The organism is Saccharopolyspora phatthalungensis, from assembly GCF_014203395.1.
GTDB classification, from domain to species: domain Bacteria; phylum Actinomycetota; class Actinomycetes; order Mycobacteriales; family Pseudonocardiaceae; genus Saccharopolyspora; species Saccharopolyspora phatthalungensis.
Genome location: NZ_JACHIW010000001.1, coordinates 1502915 through 1523068, shown reverse-complemented (window position 1 = coordinate 1523068; position 20154 = coordinate 1502915). Strand labels below are relative to the sequence as shown.

At 68.8% G+C, this 20154-nt stretch carries 21 protein-coding genes and 1 riboswitch; of the genes, 14 read left to right on the top strand and 7 right to left on the bottom strand.

Translation table 11 applies throughout. The annotated features are described in order from the left end of the window. The first annotated feature begins 2 nt into the window (after positions 1 to 2). Genes BJ970_RS06750 through BJ970_RS06740 form a run of 3 tightly spaced genes read left to right on the top strand, consistent with a single transcriptional unit; the run spans position 3 to position 1763 of the window. Entirely contained in the window at positions 3 to 410 is a 408-nt protein-coding gene (locus BJ970_RS06750; protein ID WP_063713963.1) for a roadblock/LC7 domain-containing protein, read from the top strand. A gap of 32 nt (positions 411 to 442) precedes the next feature. Next, the gene (locus BJ970_RS06745) at positions 443 to 1186 is read left to right on the top strand and encodes a DUF742 domain-containing protein (protein WP_184725102.1); all 744 of its coding nucleotides are present in this window, start codon (positions 443 to 445) and stop codon (positions 1184 to 1186) included. Beyond that, a complete protein-coding gene (locus tag BJ970_RS06740) occupies positions 1167 to 1763 on the top strand; it encodes a GTP-binding protein (protein WP_184725100.1) in 597 nt (198 codons plus the stop codon). Before BJ970_RS06745 ends, BJ970_RS06740 begins: the two co-directional genes overlap by 20 nt. A 52-nt stretch (positions 1764 to 1815) precedes the next feature. Here the strand turns inward: BJ970_RS06740 and BJ970_RS06735 are convergent, their stop codons facing one another. Continuing rightward, on the bottom strand, positions 1816 to 4068 hold the full coding sequence (locus tag BJ970_RS06735) for a helicase-associated domain-containing protein (RefSeq protein ID WP_184725098.1): 2253 nt from the start codon (positions 4066 to 4068) through the stop codon (positions 1816 to 1818). A gap of 247 nt (positions 4069 to 4315) precedes the next feature. On the opposite strand from BJ970_RS06735, the gene BJ970_RS06730 reads away from it, so the two are divergent. The 4 genes from BJ970_RS06730 (at position 4316) to BJ970_RS06715 (ending at position 7765) form a co-directional block, all read left to right on the top strand. Continuing rightward, positions 4316 to 4501: a hypothetical protein gene (locus tag BJ970_RS06730; RefSeq protein ID WP_184725096.1), complete on the top strand. Its 186-nt coding sequence runs from the start codon at positions 4316 to 4318 to the stop codon at positions 4499 to 4501. 212 nt (positions 4502 to 4713) lie between these two features. After that, on the top strand, positions 4714 to 6168 hold the full coding sequence (locus BJ970_RS06725; RefSeq protein WP_184725094.1) for an NAD-dependent malic enzyme: 1455 nt from the start codon (positions 4714 to 4716) through the stop codon (positions 6166 to 6168). A gap of 114 nt (positions 6169 to 6282) precedes the next feature. Next, positions 6283 to 6762, top strand: coding sequence for a cyclic pyranopterin monophosphate synthase MoaC (gene moaC / locus BJ970_RS06720; protein ID WP_184725092.1), 480 nt, complete (start codon positions 6283 to 6285; stop codon positions 6760 to 6762). A gap of 88 nt (positions 6763 to 6850) precedes the next feature. Continuing rightward, positions 6851 to 7765, top strand: a complete 915-nt coding sequence (locus BJ970_RS06715; protein ID WP_184725090.1) for a molybdenum cofactor biosynthesis protein MoaE — start codon at positions 6851 to 6853, stop codon at positions 7763 to 7765. A gap of 241 nt (positions 7766 to 8006) precedes the next feature. Here BJ970_RS06715 and BJ970_RS06710 read toward each other — a convergent pair whose 3' ends face one another. From BJ970_RS06710 to moaA, 3 genes are all read right to left on the bottom strand, one after another. Continuing rightward, the gene (locus tag BJ970_RS06710; protein WP_184725088.1) at positions 8007 to 8642 is read right to left on the bottom strand and encodes a transglycosylase family protein; all 636 of its coding nucleotides are present in this window, start codon (positions 8640 to 8642) and stop codon (positions 8007 to 8009) included. Between the two features lies 1 nt (position 8643). Next, positions 8644 to 8789: riboswitch (cyclic di-AMP (ydaO/yuaA leader) on the bottom strand. Between the two features lie 583 nt (positions 8790 to 9372). Further along, positions 9373 to 9663, bottom strand: a complete 291-nt coding sequence (locus BJ970_RS06705; RefSeq protein ID WP_184725086.1) for a MoaD/ThiS family protein — start codon at positions 9661 to 9663, stop codon at positions 9373 to 9375. Positions 9664 to 9667: 4 nt separating this feature from the next. After that, positions 9668 to 10726: a GTP 3',8-cyclase MoaA gene (gene moaA, locus BJ970_RS06700; RefSeq protein ID WP_376775001.1), complete on the bottom strand. Its 1059-nt coding sequence runs from the start codon at positions 10724 to 10726 to the stop codon at positions 9668 to 9670. Between the two features lie 148 nt (positions 10727 to 10874). On the opposite strand from moaA, the gene BJ970_RS06695 reads away from it, so the two are divergent. The 5 genes from BJ970_RS06695 to BJ970_RS06675 all read left to right on the top strand — a co-directional run bounded on the left by BJ970_RS06695 (position 10875) and on the right by BJ970_RS06675 (position 14959). After that, positions 10875 to 11276, top strand: coding sequence for a TOBE domain-containing protein (locus tag BJ970_RS06695; protein ID WP_184725084.1), 402 nt, complete (start codon positions 10875 to 10877; stop codon positions 11274 to 11276). Continuing rightward, a complete protein-coding gene (gene modA, locus BJ970_RS06690; RefSeq protein WP_184725082.1) occupies positions 11273 to 12028 on the top strand; it encodes a molybdate ABC transporter substrate-binding protein in 756 nt (251 codons plus the stop codon). The genes BJ970_RS06695 and modA overlap by 4 nt, the downstream gene beginning before the upstream one ends. A gap of 68 nt (positions 12029 to 12096) precedes the next feature. Continuing rightward, positions 12097 to 12867 (top strand): ABC transporter permease, encoded by a 771-nt coding sequence (locus BJ970_RS06685; protein ID WP_184728925.1) that lies wholly within the window; start codon positions 12097 to 12099, stop codon positions 12865 to 12867. Then, complete coding sequence (locus tag BJ970_RS06680) at positions 12864 to 13955, top strand: sulfate/molybdate ABC transporter ATP-binding protein (RefSeq protein ID WP_184725080.1); 1092 nt, start codon at positions 12864 to 12866, stop codon at positions 13953 to 13955. Before BJ970_RS06685 ends, BJ970_RS06680 begins: the two co-directional genes overlap by 4 nt. A gap of 101 nt (positions 13956 to 14056) precedes the next feature. Then, the gene (locus BJ970_RS06675; RefSeq protein ID WP_312864142.1) at positions 14057 to 14959 is read left to right on the top strand and encodes an IS5 family transposase; all 903 of its coding nucleotides are present in this window, start codon (positions 14057 to 14059) and stop codon (positions 14957 to 14959) included. 35 nt (positions 14960 to 14994) lie between these two features. On the opposite strand, the gene BJ970_RS06670 is transcribed toward BJ970_RS06675, so the two are convergent. Continuing rightward, positions 14995 to 16428 carry an NF041680 family putative transposase gene (locus BJ970_RS06670; protein WP_312864433.1) on the bottom strand — a complete coding sequence of 478 codons (1434 nt, stop codon included), beginning with the start codon at positions 16426 to 16428 and terminating at the stop codon, positions 14995 to 14997. A gap of 732 nt (positions 16429 to 17160) precedes the next feature. Between BJ970_RS06670 and BJ970_RS06665 the strand changes: the two genes are divergently transcribed. Both BJ970_RS06665 and BJ970_RS06660 read left to right on the top strand, forming a co-directional pair. Then, positions 17161 to 17481: a hypothetical protein gene (locus tag BJ970_RS06665; protein ID WP_184725076.1), complete on the top strand. Its 321-nt coding sequence runs from the start codon at positions 17161 to 17163 to the stop codon at positions 17479 to 17481. 367 nt (positions 17482 to 17848) lie between these two features. Next, positions 17849 to 18640, top strand: coding sequence for an HAD-IIA family hydrolase (locus tag BJ970_RS06660; RefSeq protein WP_221467061.1), 792 nt, complete (start codon positions 17849 to 17851; stop codon positions 18638 to 18640). A 115-nt stretch (positions 18641 to 18755) separates the two neighbouring features. On the opposite strand, the gene BJ970_RS06655 is transcribed toward BJ970_RS06660, so the two are convergent. Further along, complete coding sequence (locus tag BJ970_RS06655) at positions 18756 to 19157, bottom strand: YccF domain-containing protein (RefSeq protein ID WP_184725074.1); 402 nt, start codon at positions 19155 to 19157, stop codon at positions 18756 to 18758. 115 nt (positions 19158 to 19272) lie between these two features. Then, a complete protein-coding gene (locus BJ970_RS06650) occupies positions 19273 to 20061 on the bottom strand; it encodes a PhzF family protein (RefSeq protein ID WP_184725072.1) in 789 nt (262 codons plus the stop codon). Positions 20062 to 20154: the final 93 nt, after the last annotated feature.

Here is a 20154-nt window from a genome sequence, read left to right as displayed (position 1 = left end):
CGATGAGCAGCAACAGCTTCAGCTGGCTGATCACCGACTTCGTGCGTCGCGTCCCCGGTGTGGCGCACTCGGTGGTGGTCTCGGCCGACGGACTGTTACTCGCCGGGTCCCAGGGCTTGCCGCGGGATCGCGCCGAGCAGTTGTCCGCGGTGGCCTCCGGGCTGGTCAGCCTCACCCAGGGCGCCGCGCGTTGTTTCGAAGCAGGTGAGGTCACCCAGACCGTGGTGGAAATGGAGCAGGGCTACCTGTTCCTGATGTCCATCAGCGACGGTTCCTGCCTGGCGGTGCTGGCCGCGCCGAACGCCGACATCGGCCTGGTGGCCTACGAGATGACCCTCCTGGTCGAGCGGGTCGGGCGGCAGCTAACCCCGGAGCTGCGGGCGCAGCTGCAGGGCATGGTGCGCCGATGATTCCCGCTGGGCAACGCTGAGGGGAGCTCGTCATGAACACCGGTTCCGAGCCCAGCTGGGACGGTGACCTGTTCCGCCTCTACAACAAGCGGTTGAGCCCCGATTCCTGGCAGGACGACTTCGTCGAGGACGATTCCGCGCCCGGTCCGGCTTCGGAGTCGATCGGCGGCTACGAGCGGGCCCTGTTCGGCGGTCCGGGTGCCGACCTGTTCGGCTCCGGCTACAGCTCGATGCCGGAGGTCGCCGGGCACCGGCCGACCGACAGCGGTCCGCAGTCGGTGTCGATGCCGTCGATCTCGCGGTCGATGTCGCCGATTTCCCAGTCGATGCCCTCGATTTCGCAGCCGCTGCCGCCGCTGTCGCAGTCCATGCCGTCGATCTCCGGATCGATGCCGGCGATTCCCAGCGCCGAATCGCCGGAGTCCGACAGCCTCGACGGCGGTTCGCTGGTGCGGCCCTACGCCCGCACGCGCGGGCGCACCCGCACCGATTATGATCTTGCTATCGAAACGCTGGTCTCCACCAGCGAACGCGGTCGCACGCAAGCGACCCAAACCCGGGCCGAGCACCGCTCGATCTCCGAACTGTGTATGGAGGCTCGCTCGGTGGCCGAGGTCGCCGCGCACCTGCGCCTTCCGTTGGGCGTGGTGCGGGTGCTGATCGGCGACATGGCCGATACCGGCCTGGTTCTGATTCATGACAGTGGCATGGTCGTCGGTGATCGGCCGTCCATGGAGTTCTTGGAAAGGGTGCTCAGTGGGCTTCGCAGGCTCTGATCCCCGAGCGAATGCGGGCCACCAGAAGACCTCGACGAAGATCGTGGTCGCCGGTGGCTTCGGGGTCGGCAAGACGACGTTCGTCGGTTCGGTCTCCGAGATCGTGCCGTTGACCACCGAGGCGGTCATGACCGAGGCCAGCGTCGGGGTCGATGACCTCAGCGCTACGCCGGGCAAGGTCACCACCACGGTGGCGATGGACTTCGGCCGGGTCTCGCTGGACTCGGACCTGATCCTGTACCTGTTCGGCACTCCCGGCCAGCACCGGTTCTGGTTCATGTGGGACGACCTGGTGCGCGGCGCGATCGGCGCGGTGGTGCTGGTCGACACCCGGCGGTTGGCCGACGCGTTCGCCTCGATCGACTTCTTCGATGACCGGGGCCTGCCCTACATCATCGCGGTGAACACGTTCGACGGCGTGCTGCACCACCGGCAGGAGGACATCCGGGAAGCGCTGACCATCTCGGCCTCGGTGCCGATGATCACCTGCGACGCCCGGAACCGGGAGTCCACCAAGCAGGCCCTGATCACCTTGGTGGAACACGCCATGCGCCAACGCTTGGCCGCCGCCCACTGATGTGGGCAGCGATTTCAAGGGAAATCAACCTGCCGATTTCCCTTGAAATCGCTCAGTCCTCGACGAGGGCGACGGACATGATGCGGTGCAAGGGGAAGTTGCCCAGCTCTTCGCTGCTGGGGTCGAAGCCCTGCAGGATCCCGCCGCCGACGCTCACCGGCCGCACCACGCGCTGGCTGCGCACTCCGTGCGTGTCGACGAACCCCAACCACACGCTCCGGCGCTGTTGCGCCGCGTCGCGCAGCAGCTGCAGCGTCGCTTCGGCACTCGGCCGCCCGCGTTCGGGGCGCACGGTGCTGCCGCGCCGCGCCGCCCCGGCCCGGTCGCCGGCTCGCAGGTGCGCCACGAGCTCGCCGAGCTGCTCCTCGCTCGGCGCGGCGATCGCCGCCGGCTGCGCAGGGCGGCTTTTGCCGCGCACGCGCCGCCCGCTCTCCCGCAGGTCAAGCACGTTGCCGTCGGGGCCTTCGGCGACCGGGGCGAATCCGGCGGCGCGTAGTTCGGCGACTACGTCGGCCAGCGGCAGCGGGCTGACCAGGACGGTGGGCGCGATGCGGCGGAGTTCGAGTTCCTCGGTTTCCGGCTTGGCCAGGATTTCCGCCAGCAGCAGCGGGTCGTCGCAGCGCAGGAAGGCCGCGGCGGTGCCCGCGCGGAGCAGGCCGTGGCGGCGGGCGACGTCGTCGATCAGGTAGGTCAACGACTGCGGGACCGGGGTGCGCGAGCGGGTGCGGAACAGCGCGTGCAGGTCGTCGGCGGTGTAGCCGGTATCGAGGGCGCGTCGGATGCTGCCGTCGCTGATCCGGTAAACGGTGGCGCTACCGGCGGATTCGACGTCCGCGACGAGCTTCATCTCGATGGCGAGCTCGGGTTCGAGGCGACCCGGGGCGACGACGGTGAGGTCGGCCTGCACAAGGACGTGGTCCAGGGGTTCGGGCAATGCAAGGGCGAGTTGGCGGGCCGCTTCGGCCGATCCGTCGGCGAGCAGGACGCGTCCGGCGGTGGTCATCGCGTGCAGGGCGACGATGCCGAGGGTGGTGGCTTCGGCGAGGGTCCAGCGCACCAGGTCGTCGCGAAGCCGCCCACCGCGGCGCGGGGCACGCCACCCGAGGACCGCGGCGACGTCGTCCGGCCGGGCCCCGTAGCCACCGGGCAGTTCGTCGAGGTAGTCGAGGATGCGGCGGCGGTCCTTCGGCGCGAGCGGTCGGCGTAGGTCTTCGGAGAGCGGGTTGAGCAGCCGGTCCTTCTCGTCGCGGGCGCCGATCAGGCCGGGCAGCCGGGGCAGGTCGAGCCAGGCTTGGGCCAGGGTCGCCCAGCGCTGTTCGGGCGGGGCGGCCAGCCAGGTGTCGGACTCGATGGTGGGGACCCACTGCGGTGCCGCGCCGTCGCTGCTGGCCAGCAGGTTGGCCGCGGTCGCGAGTTCCACGAGCAGACCCAGCCGGTTCTCGTCGACGTCGATGGCCTTGGCGGTGCGGCGCAGGTCGCGTACCCCGACGCCGCCGGAACGCAGCACGTCGGGCGGCTCCTCGCCCCAGGTGTTCAGCAGACCCTCCACGTGCCGCAGCAGCTCCAGCGCCTCGCCGCCCGCCGTTTTGTCTACTGTGGACTGATCGGTGCCGGTCAGATCCGGTACGGGCTCGTCGGGTTCGACCGCGCCCATTGGCCGGTCGCCGCGCACGGCCAGGGCGAGCTGGCGCGGCAGCTCGACGGTCTCGGCATCGCGCCGCAGCAGCAACCCCTTCGCGAGCAGCCGTTGCACCGGATTAGTCGCCTGCTCCAGCGGAACCTGCTTGGCCGCGTCCTTGGTGCGCCCGATCGGCGCGCCCCCGGCGAGCTTGTCGACCAGCCGCCGCTCCTCCTTGTCGAGCTCGGCCAACGCCGCTTTCGCCGCCGCGCCGGTGAGGTGGTCGGCGGCGCGTCCGAGACCGGCGGGGAAGGTCGGCAAGGCCTCCCGTGCCGCCGGAGCCACGGCGAGCTCGCTGTCCTCGCCCCAGGTCAGCGCGAGATCGCGCAGCTGCGCGACGGATCGGCGGGCGCGTTCGACCGTGACATCGCGGCCGAGCAACTCGGTAACGGCGTCCAGCGGCACGGGCGCATCATCCGCGTCGAGCAGCACCAGCGCTTCGAGTGTGGCGAGGGTGAAGGAGTCGAGGTCCTCGCAGGCCCGCGCGACCGACGAGCGCACGCCAACGCGCGTCGCTAGCACCGAGGTATCGGCGGGCGGCGGGGTCGCGAGGTCGGGCCGGGCGCGAAGCAGCGCGACAAGCTGTTCGTCGCTGCGCGCCCGCAGCCAATCCGCGAGTGATGACATCTCCCTCACGATACCCAGCCGCCCCCGGGCGAATAGGTCGTCTCCGCGCGGCGATGCGGGTGGCCGTTGGCTGGAGTCGGCGTCGCCGCGACCGGGTGGCTCGTCGCTTGCGCGACCTCTCGGTCGTTTCGCGCGGGTGAGAGATGCGTCGCACTTGTTTTGTTTCGCCGCGCCCCCTTGGGTGAGGTCTGGGGCAGGATCCGGCAAACTGGAAGTACACCGCAGCCGGAATGCACAGGAGGACGACGTGGCCGGCAAAGCCAAAAAGGACCGCATTGACCCGTCTTGGCCGAAGGTCGGCGAGGGCGATCACCCGGTGAGCGAGTTCCTGGCCGACAAGCAGGGCGCGCTGTCGCCGTTCGGGGAGACCGCCTTTCCGCTCGGGCAGGACGCCGTGCCGTACGTCCACCCGGTCACGCGCATCAACAAGTAGCGCTCCTGTCAAGAGGGACCGTCGGTAACGGGAACCGGACGTCGCTCACACTCTGGAAAGTTTTAGGCTTTTTCGTGCTGGGTGAAGTTCCGGTCGCTTAGCGGGCCCGCAGGGCTTGCATCCCGGAGGAGCGATCTGCTCCGGCGGCTCGCGGGCCGCCGGAGAACGGCACCCGCCAAGTCCACAGCCGATCAGCTCGACAGGGGTGTGCCATGCCGGTTCCAGGTCCGGGTTATTCGATCACCGTTCGCGTCGAGGCGCCGCCGTCGACGACCGCGGCGGGCGACCTGACCAGTGCGATCGGACGCGCCGGCGGGGTCATCACGGCGTTCGACGTCGTCGAGTCGCACGCCGATCGCATCGTCGTCGACATCACCTGCAACGCGTTGTCGGCGGATCACGCCAACGACCTCGCCGAGGTCTTGGGCGCGCTGCCCGGCGTCCGGGTGCGCAAGATCTCCGACCGGACCTTCCTGGTTCACCTCGGCGGCAAGATCGAGGTCAACTCGCGGGTCGCGCTCAACAACCGCGACGACCTCTCCCGCGCCTACACCCCGGGGGTGGCGCGGGTCTGCACCGCGATCGCGGAGAACCCCGAAGACGCCCGCCGCCTGACCGTCAAGCGCAACGCGGTCGCGGTGGTCACCGACGGCTCGGCCGTGCTGGGGCTGGGCAACATCGGCCCGGAGGCCGCGTTGCCGGTCATGGAGGGCAAGGCCGCGCTCTTCAAGAAGTTCGCCGGGGTCAACGCCTGGCCGGTCTGCCTGGACACCCAGGACACCGAGGAGATCATCCGGGCCGTGGAGCTGATCGCCCCGGTCTACGGCGGTATCAACCTGGAGGACATCGCAGCCCCGCGCTGCTTCGAGATCGAGGCCCGGCTGCGGGAGAAGCTGAACATCCCGGTCTTCCACGACGACCAGCACGGCACCGCGGTCGTGGTGCTCGGCGCGCTGCGCAACGCGCTGCGCGTGGTGAACAAGGACATCACCGACTGCCGCATCGTGGTGTGCGGCGTCGGCGCCGCCGGTTCGGCCATCATCCGCCTGCTGCAGCACAAGAAACCCGGCGACATCATCGCAGTCGATATTGACGGCATCGTCCACAGCGGACGTGGCGACGCCGATCCGAACCTGCAGTCCATCGCGGAGGCCACCAACAAGGATGGCCGCACCGGCACGTTGTCCGACGCGGTTCGCGAGGCGGATGTGTTCATCGGGGTGTCCGCGCCGAACCTGCTCACCGCGGACGACGTCGCGACCATGAGCGCCGACTCGATCGTGTTCGCGCTGGCCAACCCGGACCCGGAGATCGACCCGCTGGAGGCGCAGAAGCACGCCACCGTCGTGGCCACCGGCCGCAGCGACTACCCGAACCAGATCAACAACGTGCTTGCCTTCCCCGGTGTCTTCCGCGGGCTGCTGGACGCGCATGCGCACAAGATCACCGACGAGATGATGGTCGCGGCGTCGAATGCGATCGCCGACGTCGTGGACGGGGAACGGCTCAACGCGTCGTTCATCGTGCCGAGCGTGTTCGACTCGGCGGTGGCCCCGGCGGTCGCCGACGCGGTCAAGCGCGCGGCACTCGCGTCGCAGGCCGGTGACCCGGCCCCGCACGGCGGTTCCGCCCTGCCCTGGTCCATGGGCGAGGACACCGAGTACTGATCGTCCGAGGTGCGGCACCCGGGGCCGGCGGTCCGCGGGTGCTCGCACCGGGCGGCAGCGGCCGCTGTGCGACCGTTGCCGCGCGCGCCGAAATCGGCGGTCTACGCTCGGGGTATGGCGCAGGACGAGCTAACGCATGTCGATGAGGCGGGCGCGGCTCGCATGGTCGACGTCTCCGGAAAGCAGCCCACCGCCCGCATCGCGGTCGCCAGCGGTGTGGTGCGCACGACCGCCGAGGTGATCGCGTTGCTGCGCCGCGACGGGCTGCCGAAGGGCGACGCGATCGCGACCGCCCGGATCGCCGGCATCATGGCCGCCAAGCGAACCCCGGACCTGATTCCGCTGTGCCATCCGATCGCGATCTCCGGTGCCAAGGTGGAACTCGCGCTCGGCGAGGCCGAAGTGCGGATCACCGCGACGGTGAAGACCACCGACCGCACCGGCGTCGAGATGGAGGCGCTCACCGCGGTCGCCGGGGCCGGGCTCGCGCTGCACGACATGATCAAGGCCGTCGACCCTGCCGCCGTGCTCGACGCCGTCCGGGTGGAGCGCAAGGAGGGCGGCAAGACCGGGACCTGGACGCGCGACGACTGACACCGGCCGTTTGATGCGGTGTCGGCCTGGCCTAAAAGATGGCCCTGCGGCCGACGTTCGGACGGGGCGCAATACACAGGAGGTCTCCATGACGAGGACAGCGCGAGTGATCGCCGCGTCCAACCGCGCTGCGTCCGGCGTGTACCCGGACCGCACCGGTCCGGTGATCGTCGAGTGGCTGCGTGGGCACGGTTACTCGACGCCCGATCCCGTCGTGGTGCCCGACGGTGACCCGGTGGGGGAGGAGCTGCGTCGCGCGGTCGCCGACGGCGCGGACGTCGTGATCACCACCGGCGGCACCGGGATCAGCCCGACGGACCGCACCCCCGAGGTCACGGCGGCCGTGCTCGACTACCCGATACCTGGACTTGCGGAGGCGATCCGCTCGGCAGGTCTGCCCGAGGTCCCGACGGCGGTGCTCTCCCGCGGGCTGGCCGGGGTCAGCGGGCGGACGTTGATCGTGAACCTGCCGGGCTCGCGCGGCGGCGTCAAGGACGGGCTCGGCGTGCTCGACGGGGTCCTGGACCACGCCGTCGACCAGCTGCACGGGGGCGATCACGCGACCCCGAAGCGGGTGGTGGCGGACGTCCTGCGGGCCGACGTGACCGAGCAGGTGATCGATGTGGAGGCCCTGGCCCGGTCGGTCGAGCACCGCGCGGCCGGCGCCGTGGTGACCTTCGGCGGGGTCGTTCGCGACCACGACGGCGGACGCGGGGTCCGCGAGCTCGAATATGTCGGGCACCCCAGCGCCGCCGAGGTGATCGCCGAGGTTGCCCAGGACATCGCGGCCCGCTTCGAGGGTGTGCGAGCGATCGCGGTGTCGCACCGCACCGGGCTGCTCAAGATCGGCGATGTGGCCCTCGGCTGCGCGGTGGCGGCGGAGCACCGCAAGCAGGGTTTCAGCGCCTGCTCGGAGCTGGTCGACGAGGTCAAGCGGCGGCTACCGATCTGGAAGCGCCAGGTCTTCGAAGACAACACCGAAGAATGGGTCAACTGCCCATGAGAGCTGGGCTCCGCGGGTGAACGCCAGGGAGCACGGCTGGTCGTGATGACCCGCAAGTACTCGGGGCATCCGAGGGGCCGCGTCGGTTCGGGTGGGCGGCGCGGGGTGGCGCTTGCCCGGAAATGACGGAACCCCCACCGCTGGGGGCGTGCGGTGGGGGTTTCCGAGAGGTGCGGAGCACGTGCCGTGTCGGGGGTTACGACACGTACTCCTTGCCGACCGGACCAGCCGGTCGGTCAGATCATTTGATGTCGAGCTGCTGGCCCGGAAAGATCAGGTTCGGGTCATGGATGATGTCCGAGTTGCGGTGAGCGATGTCCTGGTAGCTCACGCCGAACATCTCGCCGATCTTGCTCAGCGTGTCACCGAGCTGGACCGTGTAGTCCGCGCCGTTGGACTTCACCGCGGGCTTGCTGGGGGTCGCCTTGGGCTTGGGCTTGGGCTTGGGCGCGGGCTTGGTCTCGGCCTTCTTCGGCGTGGTGGTCTTGATGCTGACCTTGGTGCCGCCGCTGGTCCAGTTGAGCTTGGCGGTGCAGCCGGGCCACGCGTTGGAGCCCTGCGAAGCGAGGACCTTCTCGGCGACGGCGATCTGCTGCTCGCGCGTCGCCTGGTGCGCGCTGCCGGCGTACTGGGTGCCGCCGTAGGCCGCCCAGGTCGACGGGGTGAACTGGAGTCCGCCGGAGAAGCCGTTGCCGGTGTTGATGCTCCAGTTGCCGCTGCTTTCGCACTGGGCGAGCTTGTCCCAGTCCGGGGCCGCGTTGGCGGCGGGGGCGGCGATTGCGATCGGGGTGGCGACCACCGCGCCGGCGATGGCGACGCGGGCGATGGTGCGGCTGGCATTGGACGATTTGCGGTGCTTGCCTAGGTAGCGAGCCATGTCCCTCTCTCCTGCCGCGCCTGCGAGGTGAGCTGTCGGGTTCGGGCTGAGAGGCAGCCCGGCCGGTTCCGGGGAACCGGCTTCACCCCTAGGGCTTCGGGGAGCCCGGTGGTTGGGTCCCCCGCCCCTGTCCGGTGTGTTCGTTTCGGGGGTCGGAAGCCCGCCGGACAGGGTTCGGCGCTGCGAGCTTCCCGCTTCTTCCTGATCGGTTCGGGGCCGACCGAGGAGCGACACTACGTAACCAACGAGAAGATCGGAAATCTTTGTATATGTGTCGCTCGTCACAGTAACGCCCGAAATGGGTGCTCCGATCCGACCTATTTGCGCTGATCAGAGCGTCGTTACCAAGTCGTTTCCGCGTCGATATCGATCACCGTCAGTGAGGCGTGGGTCACCTCGTTGTCCTCTCGGAGCAACGCCCGTCGCAGTGGTTTACCCGCCCGCCGACTCCTCGTCATCGTCCCCCAGGTGGGCCCGAACGGTTGTCCGAGAAGTCGCGAGATGGATTCACATCAGCACGCAGAGTAGTGATCTATGTCGCTAGATCGGAGGCTTCTAGTCTGTTCGAAGGACACGTGCCGAAAATCAAGATCGACACGGCCTTTGGGGGGACCAAAATGTCACCCGAGTGAGCGTGTACGACACGCCGACGAATGTTGTATTCGCGTGCGCGCGCACGCCCGCGCGCGCAGTAATGCAGTGTCGCGTCGACGGGCCTCGACGGTGGGATTCAGCCGCCCGCGAACGGCGGGAGGACATCCAGGGTGGCGTCGTCGGCGACCTGGATGCCGCGGTCCCGGACGGCGACCCCGTCGAGCAGAAAGCTGCACGCCGGCAGCACCTTCGCCAGGTTCTCGTCATGCCGGTCCAGCGCGGCCGCGATGACGTCCGCGGCCGTCACAGTGCCGCCGGTGCGAGAGACGCGCACCGTCTCCTCCGGGACTCCGGCCGCCGCGCGAGCGCCCGCGAAGTATCGGACTTGCACGGCCACGGTCCTGACCTGGCCCGGCAGCGTCGTCATCCCCTCAACCCCCAATGGCGCTCATCGGCCGCGCCGGCTGGGCGAACTCGCCCGAGTCCATCCCGTGCCCGGCCGCCTTCGCCCACATCGTCTCCTGCCACAACCTGATCAGTTCGGCGTCGTCCGCCCCGGTGCGCATCGCCCCGCGCAGGTCCGTTTCGGTCGTCGAGAACAGGCACGAGCGCAGCTGACCGTCGGCGGTGAGCCGGGTCCGGTCGCAGGCGGCGCAGAACGGCCTGGTCACCGAGGCGATCACGCCGACGGTGGCGGGTCCGCCGTCGACCAGCCAGCGCTCGGCGGGTGCTGAACCCCGCTCGGCCACGTCCGGGGAGAGCGTGAACTGGGCGCTGAGCCGGTCCAGGATCTCCTCGGCGGTGATCATTTTCTCGCGGTCCCAGTCGTGCTGTGCGTCCAGCGGCATCTGCTCGATGAACCGCAGTTGGTAGCCGCGCTCGATGCAGTACCCCAGCAGGCCGGGCGCCTCGTGATCGTTGATGCCGCGCATCAGCACCGCGTTGACCTTGACCGGCTCCAGCCGCATCGTCTTCGCGGCGGCGAGCCCGGCAAGCACGCCGTCAAGCCGGTCGCGGCGGGTGAGCTGCTTGAACACCTCGCGGTCGAGGGTGTCCAGCGAGACGTTGACCCGGTTCAGTCCGGCCCGCACCAGCGGCTCGGCGAAGCTGCCGAGGTTGATCCCGTTGGTAGTCAACGAGGTTTTCGGACGGGAAGGCAGCGCCGCGGTCGCCGCGATGATGTCCACCAGGTCCTGGCGCAGCAGCGGTTCGCCGCCGGTGAAGCGCACCGTGGTGATGCCGAGCTCCTCGACGGCGATGCGGATGAGCCGGTTCATCTCGGCGGTGTCGAGCAATTCCGCGCGTTTCAACCAGGGCAGCCCCTCGGCGGGCATGCAATAGGTGCAGCGCAGATTGCACTTGTCGATAAGGGAGACCCGCAAGTCGGTGGCCACGCGACCGAACCGGTCCACCAGCGCGGGCGTGTCCGGACGCGCGGACATGTCGATCGTGCGGCGCACGAGCGGGATTCCCAGGTCCACCGCGGTCACCCCACGACCCTACGTGTCGCAGCCAGGAATTTCGATCGTGCGGGTGGCCTTCGGGGCGCTCGGAGAACGGCACGAAAACGCGCAACAATCCGGATTCGCGGACGCATTCCCTGGTTTTGCCCGCAACTGCGGAAGTATTGTTCCGGCTGTGCCGCACTATCGGATCTCAGAGGCCGCCGGACTGCTTGGCGTCAGCGATGACACGGTGCGCCGGTGGATCGAAGGTGGGCACCTGCCCTCGGAGCGGGATGCCGCCGGCCGGCGCATCGTCGACGGCGCCGCGCTGGCCGAGTTCGCCCGTGCCCAGGCCCGCTCGACGCCCGACCCGTCCGGCATCGGCCGGTCGGCGCGCAACAAACTGGTCGGGCTGGTCACCGAGGTGATCTCGGACCGGGTCATGTCGCAGGTGGAGATGCAGTGCGGCCCGCACCGGATCGTGTCGCTGATGAGCACCGAGGCGGTGCGCGAACTCGGGTTGGAGCCCGGGGCGCTAGCGGTAGCCGTGGTCAAGTCGACCAACGTCGTGGTGGAAACGCCGGGAGAAGGATGATGTCGAAGCTCAGGATGATCATTGGCGCGATGATCGCGTTCTTGGTGCTGGCCGGGTGCGGGCAGTCCCAGCCGCAATCCCAGCCGCAGCACATGCTGACCGTGCTCGCGGCGGCATCGCTCACCGAGTCCTTCAACGAACTCGGCACCCGGTTCAGCCAGCAGCACCCGGATGTGCATGTGCAGTTCGACTACCAGGGTTCGTCGACGCTGGCCGAACAGATCAAACAGGGGCGGGCCGCGGACGTCTTCGCCTCGGCGGACACGAAGAACATGGACAAGGTGCGGGATCTCGTCGGCACTTCGGAGACGCTGGCGACCAACAAGTTGACCATCGTGGTCCCGCCGGGCAACCCGGCCAAGATCGCCTCGCTCGCCGATCTCGCGGCTTCCGGCCGGACCGTGGTGGTCTGTGCTCCGCAGGTGCCGTGCGGGTCGGCCACGCAGAAGGTGTCGCAGGCGTCGGGCGCGCAGCTGAAGCCGGTCAGCGAGGAGGACGACGTCAAGTCGGTGCTGCAGAAGGTCGTTGCGGGCGAGGCGGACGCCGGGCTGGTGTACGTCACCGATGCGCGCGCGGCCGGGGCTCAGGTGCAGGCGGTCGACTTCCCGGAGGCGGCGAAGGCCATCAACACCTACCCGATCGCGACGATCAACGCCGCCCCGGAGAAGCAGCTTGCGGCGGAGTTCATGGCGTTCGTGCGCGGCCCGGTGGGCCGCGAGGTCCTCGCCAAGCACGGCTTCGGCACCCCGTGACCGCTGGACCACCGCGATTTCAATGGAAATCAGCACGTCGATTTCCATTGAATTCGCACTCCTCCCGAGTGCCGCCGGTGCTGTGGGCGCCAGCGGTGCTCGCGCTGGCGCTCGTGGTCCTACCGGTCCTCGGCCTGCTGACCCGCGTCGACCCGGCCCGGCTCCCGGAGCTGCTGCTCAGCCCTGCCGCGCTGGACGCCCTGTGGCTCTCGGTGATCACCGGCCTGATCTCCACGGCACTGGCCCTGGTTCTGGGTGGCCCGCTGGCGCTAGTGCTGGCGAGATCGCGGATGCGCGGTCTGCGCGTGGTGCGGGCATTGGTGTTGCTGCCGCTGGTGTTGCCGCCTGTGGTCGGCGGCCTTGCCCTGCTCTACCTGCTGGGGCGCACCGGACCGATCGGACAGTGGCTCGACGCCGCGGGACTGCGCCTGCCGTACACGACGACTGCCGTGGTGCTGGCGCAGACGTTCGTCGCGATGCCGTTCCTCGTGGTCGGCTTGGAAGGTGCGCTGAGGACCGCCGGCGGGCGCTACGAGCAGGTTGCCGCGACGCTGGGGGCCGGGCCGTGGCTGGCCTTCCGGCGGGTGACCGTGCCGCTGCTGCTGCCCGCCCTCGGGTCGAGTCTGGTGCTGACCTTCGCGCGGGCGCTGGGAGAATTCGGCGCGACGATTACCTTCGCCGGTAGCCTGCAGGGCACCACCCGGACCCTGCCGTTGGCCATCTACACCACGGCCCAGTCCGACGTGGATGCCGCGGTGGCGATGTCGCTGCTGCTGGTGGTGGTCGCGCTGCTGGTGATCGTGGTGGCCCGGCCCAAGGCCGTGGAAGGACAGCTGTGAGCGGATTGCGGGCCGACATCGAGTTCCGGCGCGCCGACTTCACACTGCGGGCGGAATTCGAGGTGGCACCGGGGGAGGTCCTCGCGGTGCTCGGGCCGAACGGGGCCGGCAAGTCCACCTTGCTGTCGGTGCTGGCCGGCCAGCTCGTACCGAATCGCGGACGGGTCGAGCTCGACGGCACGTCGTGGCTGGACACCGAGCGCCGGATCAACGTGCCGACGCATCGCCGGGGTGTGGGCCTCCTCGCGCAGAACGCCCTACTGTTCCCGAACCTGACCGCGCTGGAAAACGTCGCCTTCGGCCCCCGCGCGGTCGGCGTCGGCAAGGCCGAGGCCGGCAAGCTCGCCGAGCGCTGGCTGTCCGAAGTGGACGCAGATGGGCTGGCGGCGCGCAAGCCGGGTCAGCTCTCCGGCGGTCAGGCCCAGCGCGTCGCGTTGGCGCGGGCGCTGGCCGCCAATCCCCGACTGCTGCTGCTCGACGAGCCGCTGGCCGCGCTCGACGTCGATGCCGCGCCGGCCATGCGTGGGCTGCTGCACCAAGTGCTGCGGCGGCAGGAGAAACCGACCGTGCTGGTCACCCACGACGTGCTGGATGCGGTCGTGCTGGCGGACCGGCTCGTGGTGCTGCTTGACGGCTGCATTGTCGAGCAGGGCCAGACCCGTGAGGTGCTGGCCCGGCCCCAGGATGCCTTCACCGCCCGCGTAGCCGGGCTCAACCTAGTGCCCGGGGTGGCCACGGCCGACGGCATTTCGTTCGGGGACGGCACTATCAGCGGCCGGACCGTCGAGGCGTTGGAGCAGGGCGAAGACGCCGCGGCGGTGTTCGCGCCATCGGCCGTCGCCGTGCACCGCGAGCAGCCGCACGGCAGCCCGCGCAACGCAATCCCGGTGCGGTTGGCGGCGCTCGAACCACGCGGCGACGTCGTACGGGTGCGCGGCGCGGTGCGGGACTGCGCGCTGGCGGCCGACGTGACCCCGGCTGCCGTCGCCGACCTGCGGCTCGCCCCGGGCGACGAGGTCTGGTTCGTGGTAAAGGCAGCCGAGGTGGCCATCCACCCCCTGTCCGGAGGTGCGGCGGTTGCTCCTTAGAGACTGTTGGGTAACCGGGTGGGCACGTAGCGCCACGTGATGTTGATCATGGTTGGCGTGTCGGGAAGACCAAAAGATCATCCCCGCCGTCATCTGGTTGTGTGTGCAACTGCGATACCGGCGGGGATGATCGCCGCTCATGTTATCCGTCCAGTCTGACCGATGAGGTGTGGGCGGTCCTGGAACCGTTGATGCCGGTACGAGACCGCCGAAAGGGCGGTGCCGCAAGGAGATACGGCGATCGTCTGGTGCTGGACGCGGTCTTCTTCGTGCTGCGCTCGGGCTGTCAGTGGCGGATGATTCCCCGCGATCTGCTGCCCTGGGACGCCGCCTACCGCTGGTTTCGGACCTGGGCGGCTGACGGCACCATCGACCGTGTTCACGACGCGCTGCGCGATCAGGTCCGTATCCAGGCCGGGCGCCAGGCGGACCCGTCGGCGGCGGTGCTCGATGCCCAGTCCATCAAAAGCAGTGAGGGCGGCCAAGCGCGCGGGTTCGATATGGGCAAGAAAACGACAGGCCGCAAACGGCACCTGATCGTGGACACCCTCGGCCTGCTGCTGGTCGTCATGGTCACCTCCGCGTCGGTCCAGGACCGCGTCGGCGGGCGGGAGATCCTGCAACGCCTGGCCGCCCGGTTCCCCTCGATCGCGCTGGTCTGGGCCGATGGCGGATACGCCAACTCCATCGTCAACGGCCTACTGGCCTGGGCGAAGGAAAAACTCGGACTGGTACTGGAAATCGTCAAACGCAGCGACGATGTCAAGGGGTTCCAGGTGCTACCGCGCAGGTGGGTGGTCGAACGAACTTTTGGGTGGCTGATCCGTCATCGCCGCCTCGCACGAGACTACGAACGCCGGACCGTCAACTCCGAAACCATGATCAAGCTCGCGATGATCCGCCTCATGGCCACCCGGCTGGCCGGCCAGACCGTCCAGTGGTCCAACACCAGCGAACGCGAAGCCGCCCGCCGACTCACCGTGGAGACCCATCTCGCAGCGTAATCACTCACATACCCAACAGCCTCTCAGCTTGTTGTTTAACCTGTGCGGTTTTGGTGTTGTTGGAGGGTGAGGTTGCGTTTGATGGTCTTGCCGACATCGTGACGGGTGGCGCGGTGGGTGTTGGGGGAGCCGGGTGGGCGTCCGGGACCGGGTCGGGAGGGTTTCGGTGCGGCTGCCGGGTGACCGGCCTTCGCGCGGATGTTGCGAAACCCTCGCCGGACGCGGGCGGGAGTCAGCCGGCGGGGCTCGGTGACCGGTTTTTCCCAGGGGCGTCGAAGGTCTTCGGTGATGGGGCGGGCGAGGCGTAGTTGCGTGTGGGCGACCAGGATCAGCCAGGTCCAGCGATCGGCCGAGTCGGGTGCCCGCAGTTTCGGGCGGGTCCATCCGAGGGTTTGCTTGAGAAGTCGGAAGGTGTGTTCGAGGTCGAACCGGCGTAGGAACGCCTGCCAGAGCAGATCAACCAACTCGGCGCTGGCGCCGGTGACCGAGGACCACAGCCACACCGGTGTGGGGTCCCGATCGCCGGGCAGGTGTTCGACCTGCAAACGGATCACGGTGCCCTCGACGAGGGGCAGCTCGCCCTCATGGTCCAGCCAGGGGCCGCGGTGGGTCAGGCGCGGGTGCAGCCGGTCCCAGGCCCGCGCCTGGGCGTGTCCGTAGCGGGTGGTGTCGGTGTCGGTGGTGTGGTCGGGGGCATGCCAGCTGTTCTGGTCGGCCAGGGTGAACACGCCGCCGTGCTTGTGCGGACGCCCGATGGTCCCCGGCGGCCGGGGCGGTGCGGGCCGCAGCATGACGCGGTCGGAACGGATTCTGCCCACCAGCTCGACGGGCAGATCGGCCAGAACGAAGGCCAGCCGGGTCACGTCGTAGCCGGCGTCGGCCACGATCAGGATGTGTGGATCGCCAGGCTGCCAGTGTCCGGCGTCGATGATCCGGCCCACGACCTCACGCAGTTGAGCGGCGGTGACCGCGGTGGCATCGTCGGCGGGCCCCAGCCGTACCGCGTCGAGGATCGCCGTCCAGGAGGTACGCCCGGTCTCCAGCGCGGCGACAAAGGAGTAGGGCCAGCCCGGGATGAACTGCGAGCCGCTACGGGAGCGGCCATGGACATGGCAGAACAACCGCTCGGGGCTGCACGGGGCGTCCGGACGCAGCCAGGGTGAGATGTCCACGGCCAGGGCGATCCGCCCGTCTGCGGCGCGCGGTAAGGGGAGCTCGGCCAGGGCGGTGCGTAACCGGTCGATCTCGATGCGGCCGTGGTTGATCGCGTCGTAGCCGGCACCATGCCCGCGCCGATGCTCCGCGGTAAGGGACAGTTCGGCCAGGCTGGTCACCGGTCCCGCAGTGCACAGCACCGCGTCGGTCAGCTCGAACAACGCATCCCCCCGCCTGGTCAGACACTCGTCGTAGAACCGCTGGCGGAACCCGGACAGCTCCCCGAACGCATCGGCCTGGCCGGTGTCGTGCACACTGATCATCGAAGCCCTTGGTTGTGATCTTCCTTCTGTCGCAAGAGGAATGATCAACCAAGGGCTTCGTCCGTGATCAACTGGGGGCACACCCCAGCGCTACCTGGTTAAACAACAAGCTTAGCGGGGGCAATACTCCATCGGAGTGAGGATGATCGAATCGGGCCCGTACATGGGTGCTCGTTTGTAGCGTCGCGACACGTGAAGTTGGGACGAATTGCAGGCGCAGCGTTCTCCGCCGCCATTCTTGCCGTGGGCACCGCATCCGTTGCCCTCGCGGAGGCGCCATCGGAACCGCTCGCCACTAGGGCGGCACCCGCTGTGGTCACGTTCGCCCTACCGGGGCCCTCCGCCGGAACTCCGGGGATTCGAGCCGAGTGTCGCATCGTGCAGAACGGGGATCCGCACGTCAGGACGAGCACCAGGGGAGCTGGGGCAAAAGCCTCCGTCAACTGCACGACACCCGTGCGCCACATCGAGATCACAGGCGAGATGTTCTACTACTGGGGAGACTGGCTGCCGCAGTCAGGCAGCGAAATCTCGTTTGCCCAAAACTGGGATTCGCCGACGCTAGCCAACGATCGGACCAGCTCACCGCCGTGCAGCTCGCCGAGTCCGACCTGGTGGTACGGCGAGTTCAACGCAATTATGATTCCGGTGGAGGGCGCTGCGCCTCAGAAGCTTGCCCTGACTACCACCAGCAAAGAGATCCCCTGTGCACCATAGAGAGCTATGGACATAAGCCAGTTCGACGATCAGCTTGTTTGCGATCGACAGGATCACCCGACGTTCCTAGTCGAGCTGTGGTCGGGGCACTACGACGAGCACGGTGAGCCCCAAGGCTGGGTAGTAAGCCACCACATCCTGAACGGCTGTGATGTGCGTGAAGCCCTGGCCTGGGCCCAAGAGCAGGAGTCGGACCCTGGCGGTTTCGTACTCTTCGCCGGCACCTGGACCAATCGCGGCTTTCTCAAAACGCTGTGGTTGGCCGGGCAGGCTCCCGGCTATGGCGCGCGCAGTGCCACCGTGACTTTCGAAACCTCATCCGGATAAAGCGAACAAGGCATCCGCCCCGCCGCGCCCGCGACGTTTACCAGCGCCCTGGCATCACGGGCCGTGTCGTCGGTCAAGGATCATTGGGGGGTGGCGCTGCTCTGGTCAGCGAGCGCATCCGCCGCAGCAAGACCTCGACGACGGCGGACATCAAGGGTCGCGATTAGCCGGATGTCGCGGTGGGGATCGCCGATGAGACCGGCAACGCGATCAGGGGCCTGCGCAGCGCTGACCGGAAGACGACCAGTAGACGAGCGCACAAGCCCGCGATGGTCTCTGAACGCACTGGTGGGGAAGGGGAATCGGAGCCGCGGTCTGGGCAGGTCAGCTGGGGTGTCCGAATGATGTCGGAGGATAAGGTGAACCGATGAGCGACGGTATTTGGACGTACCTGATGGACATGGACGGCGTGCTTGTCCACGAGGAGCACATGGTGCCGGGCGCGGACGCCTTCATGGCGGCTCTGCGCGAGAACAACATCCCGTTCATGGTCTTCACCAACAACTCGATCTACACCCCGCGCGACCTGCGCGCCAGGCTGCTGCGCACCGGGCTGGACGTTCCGGAGGGCGCGATCTGGACCTCCGCGCTGGCGACCGCGCAGTTCCTGGAGAAGCAGCGGCCGGGCGGTTCGGCCTACGTGGTCGGCGAATCGGGGCTGACCACGGCGCTGCACAACATCGGCTACGTGCTCACCGATCGCGACCCGGACTACGTCATCCTCGGGGAGACCCGCACCTACAGCTTCGAGGCGATAACCAAGGCGATCCGGCTGGTCGAGGGGGGTGCGCGGTTCATCGCCACCAACCCCGACGAGAAGGGGCCGAGCCGGGAGGGCACGCTGCCGGCCACCGGTGCGGTCGCCGCGCTGATCGAGCGGGTGACCGGCCGCGCGCCGTACTACGTGGGCAAGCCGAACCCGCTGATGATGCGGTCGGCGCTGCGTCACCTGGGCGTGCACTCGGAGAACACCCTGATGATCGGGGACCGGATGGATACCGACGTGCGCTCCGGGCTGGAGTCGGGCCTGCAGACGATCCTGGTGCTCTCCGGGATCTCCAAGGAGCACACCGCGGAGTTGTTCCCGTACCGGCCGACGAAGGTGGTCAACTCGATCGCCGACCTCACCGACCACGTGATGGACCCGTTCAAGGCCTGAACCGGGTGGGGGCACCCGTCAAGGGGTGCGGGTGCCCCCAATCGGCGCGTACCGCCGATGCGGCGGGTTCCGCAGCGCGGATCGCTTCGGCTTATTTGCCACGCGGCGGCGCAAGTCATCTGAAGCGCATGAACGCGTACGCGTCGTCGGCGTCGACGATGCGTTTGCCCAGCGGCAGCAGGGAAACCGGCACCAGCTTGAAGTTCGCGATGCCCAGCGGAATGCCGATGATCGTGACGCACAGGGCGATACCGGTGAAGATGTGCCCCAGCGCCAACCACCAGCCGGCCAGCACCAACCAGATGATGTTGCCGATCGCTGCCAGCGCTCCCGACGTCGGCTCGTCCACCAGGCGCCGGCCGAACGGCCACAGCGCGAAGCTGGCCATCCGGAAGGAGGCGATGGCGAACGGGATGCCGATGATCGTGATCGCCAGCAAAACCCCGGCGAAGGCGTAGCCCAGCGCCATCCAGAACCCGCACAGCACCAGCCAGATGATGTTCAGCAATAGCCGCATGTATCTACGGTGCCACCCCGGCACCTCGGCCGCCGAACCCGGTGACGATCATCGCCGGACAGGCTGTTCGGCCGGTCCAGCACCGGCGAAGGTATCCCGAGTCGGTTAGGGGCGGTCAGACGAGGAGTTCGCCGCGCAGGACCGTGACGGCTTTGCCGCGGAGGCCGACGCGGTGGCCACGCACGGCCATCTGGACGATGCCGCCCCGCTCGGAGGCTTGCTCGCCGACGAGGGTCGTGTCGCGTTCGTCGCGCTTGAGCTTCGCCGCCCACCAGGTCGCCAATGTGCAGTGCGCCGAACCGGTCACCGGGTCTTCCGGGACGCCGACGCGCGGGGCGAACACGCGGCTGACGAAGTCGATGCCGGGCCGGTCACCGCGCGCGGTGACGATCACGCCGGGCGACGGAACGTCCGCCAGCATCGAGAAATCGGGCCGCACCGCCCGGACCTGCGCGGCGGACGCGGTCTGCACCAGCACCTTGGTCTCGCCCTCCGCGGCCTCCTCGATGGTGATGCCGGGCAAGCCGGCGGCCAGCGCCTCCGGCGGTTCCACCGGCTCAGCGTGATCGACGGGGAAGTCCATCTCGATCCAGCCGTCGGTGTGTGCGGTGCAGGTGAGCACCCCGCTGCGGGTGTCGAACCGCTGAGCGCCGCCGAGCACGTGCGCGGTGGCCAGGGTGGCGTGCCCGCACAGCGGCACTTCGGTGCTGGGCGTGAACCAGCGCAGCGGTTTCGGCTCGTCCTCGGGACCGCCGACCACGACGAACGCGGTCTCGGAGTGCCGCAGTTCGGCGGCGACGGATTGCATCCACCCGGCCTCGGCCGGAGCGTCCAGCAGCACGACTCCGGCGGGGTTGCCACGGAAAGCGCTGTCGGTGAAGGAGTCCACTACGAAGGCACGCACCCCTGGAACCCTACGTAACTACCGCAACATGCTCGCCCGACTCGCCCCAGTCGAACGCCACCGCCGGGTGGGCCCGGGGGTTGGCCTGGTCGC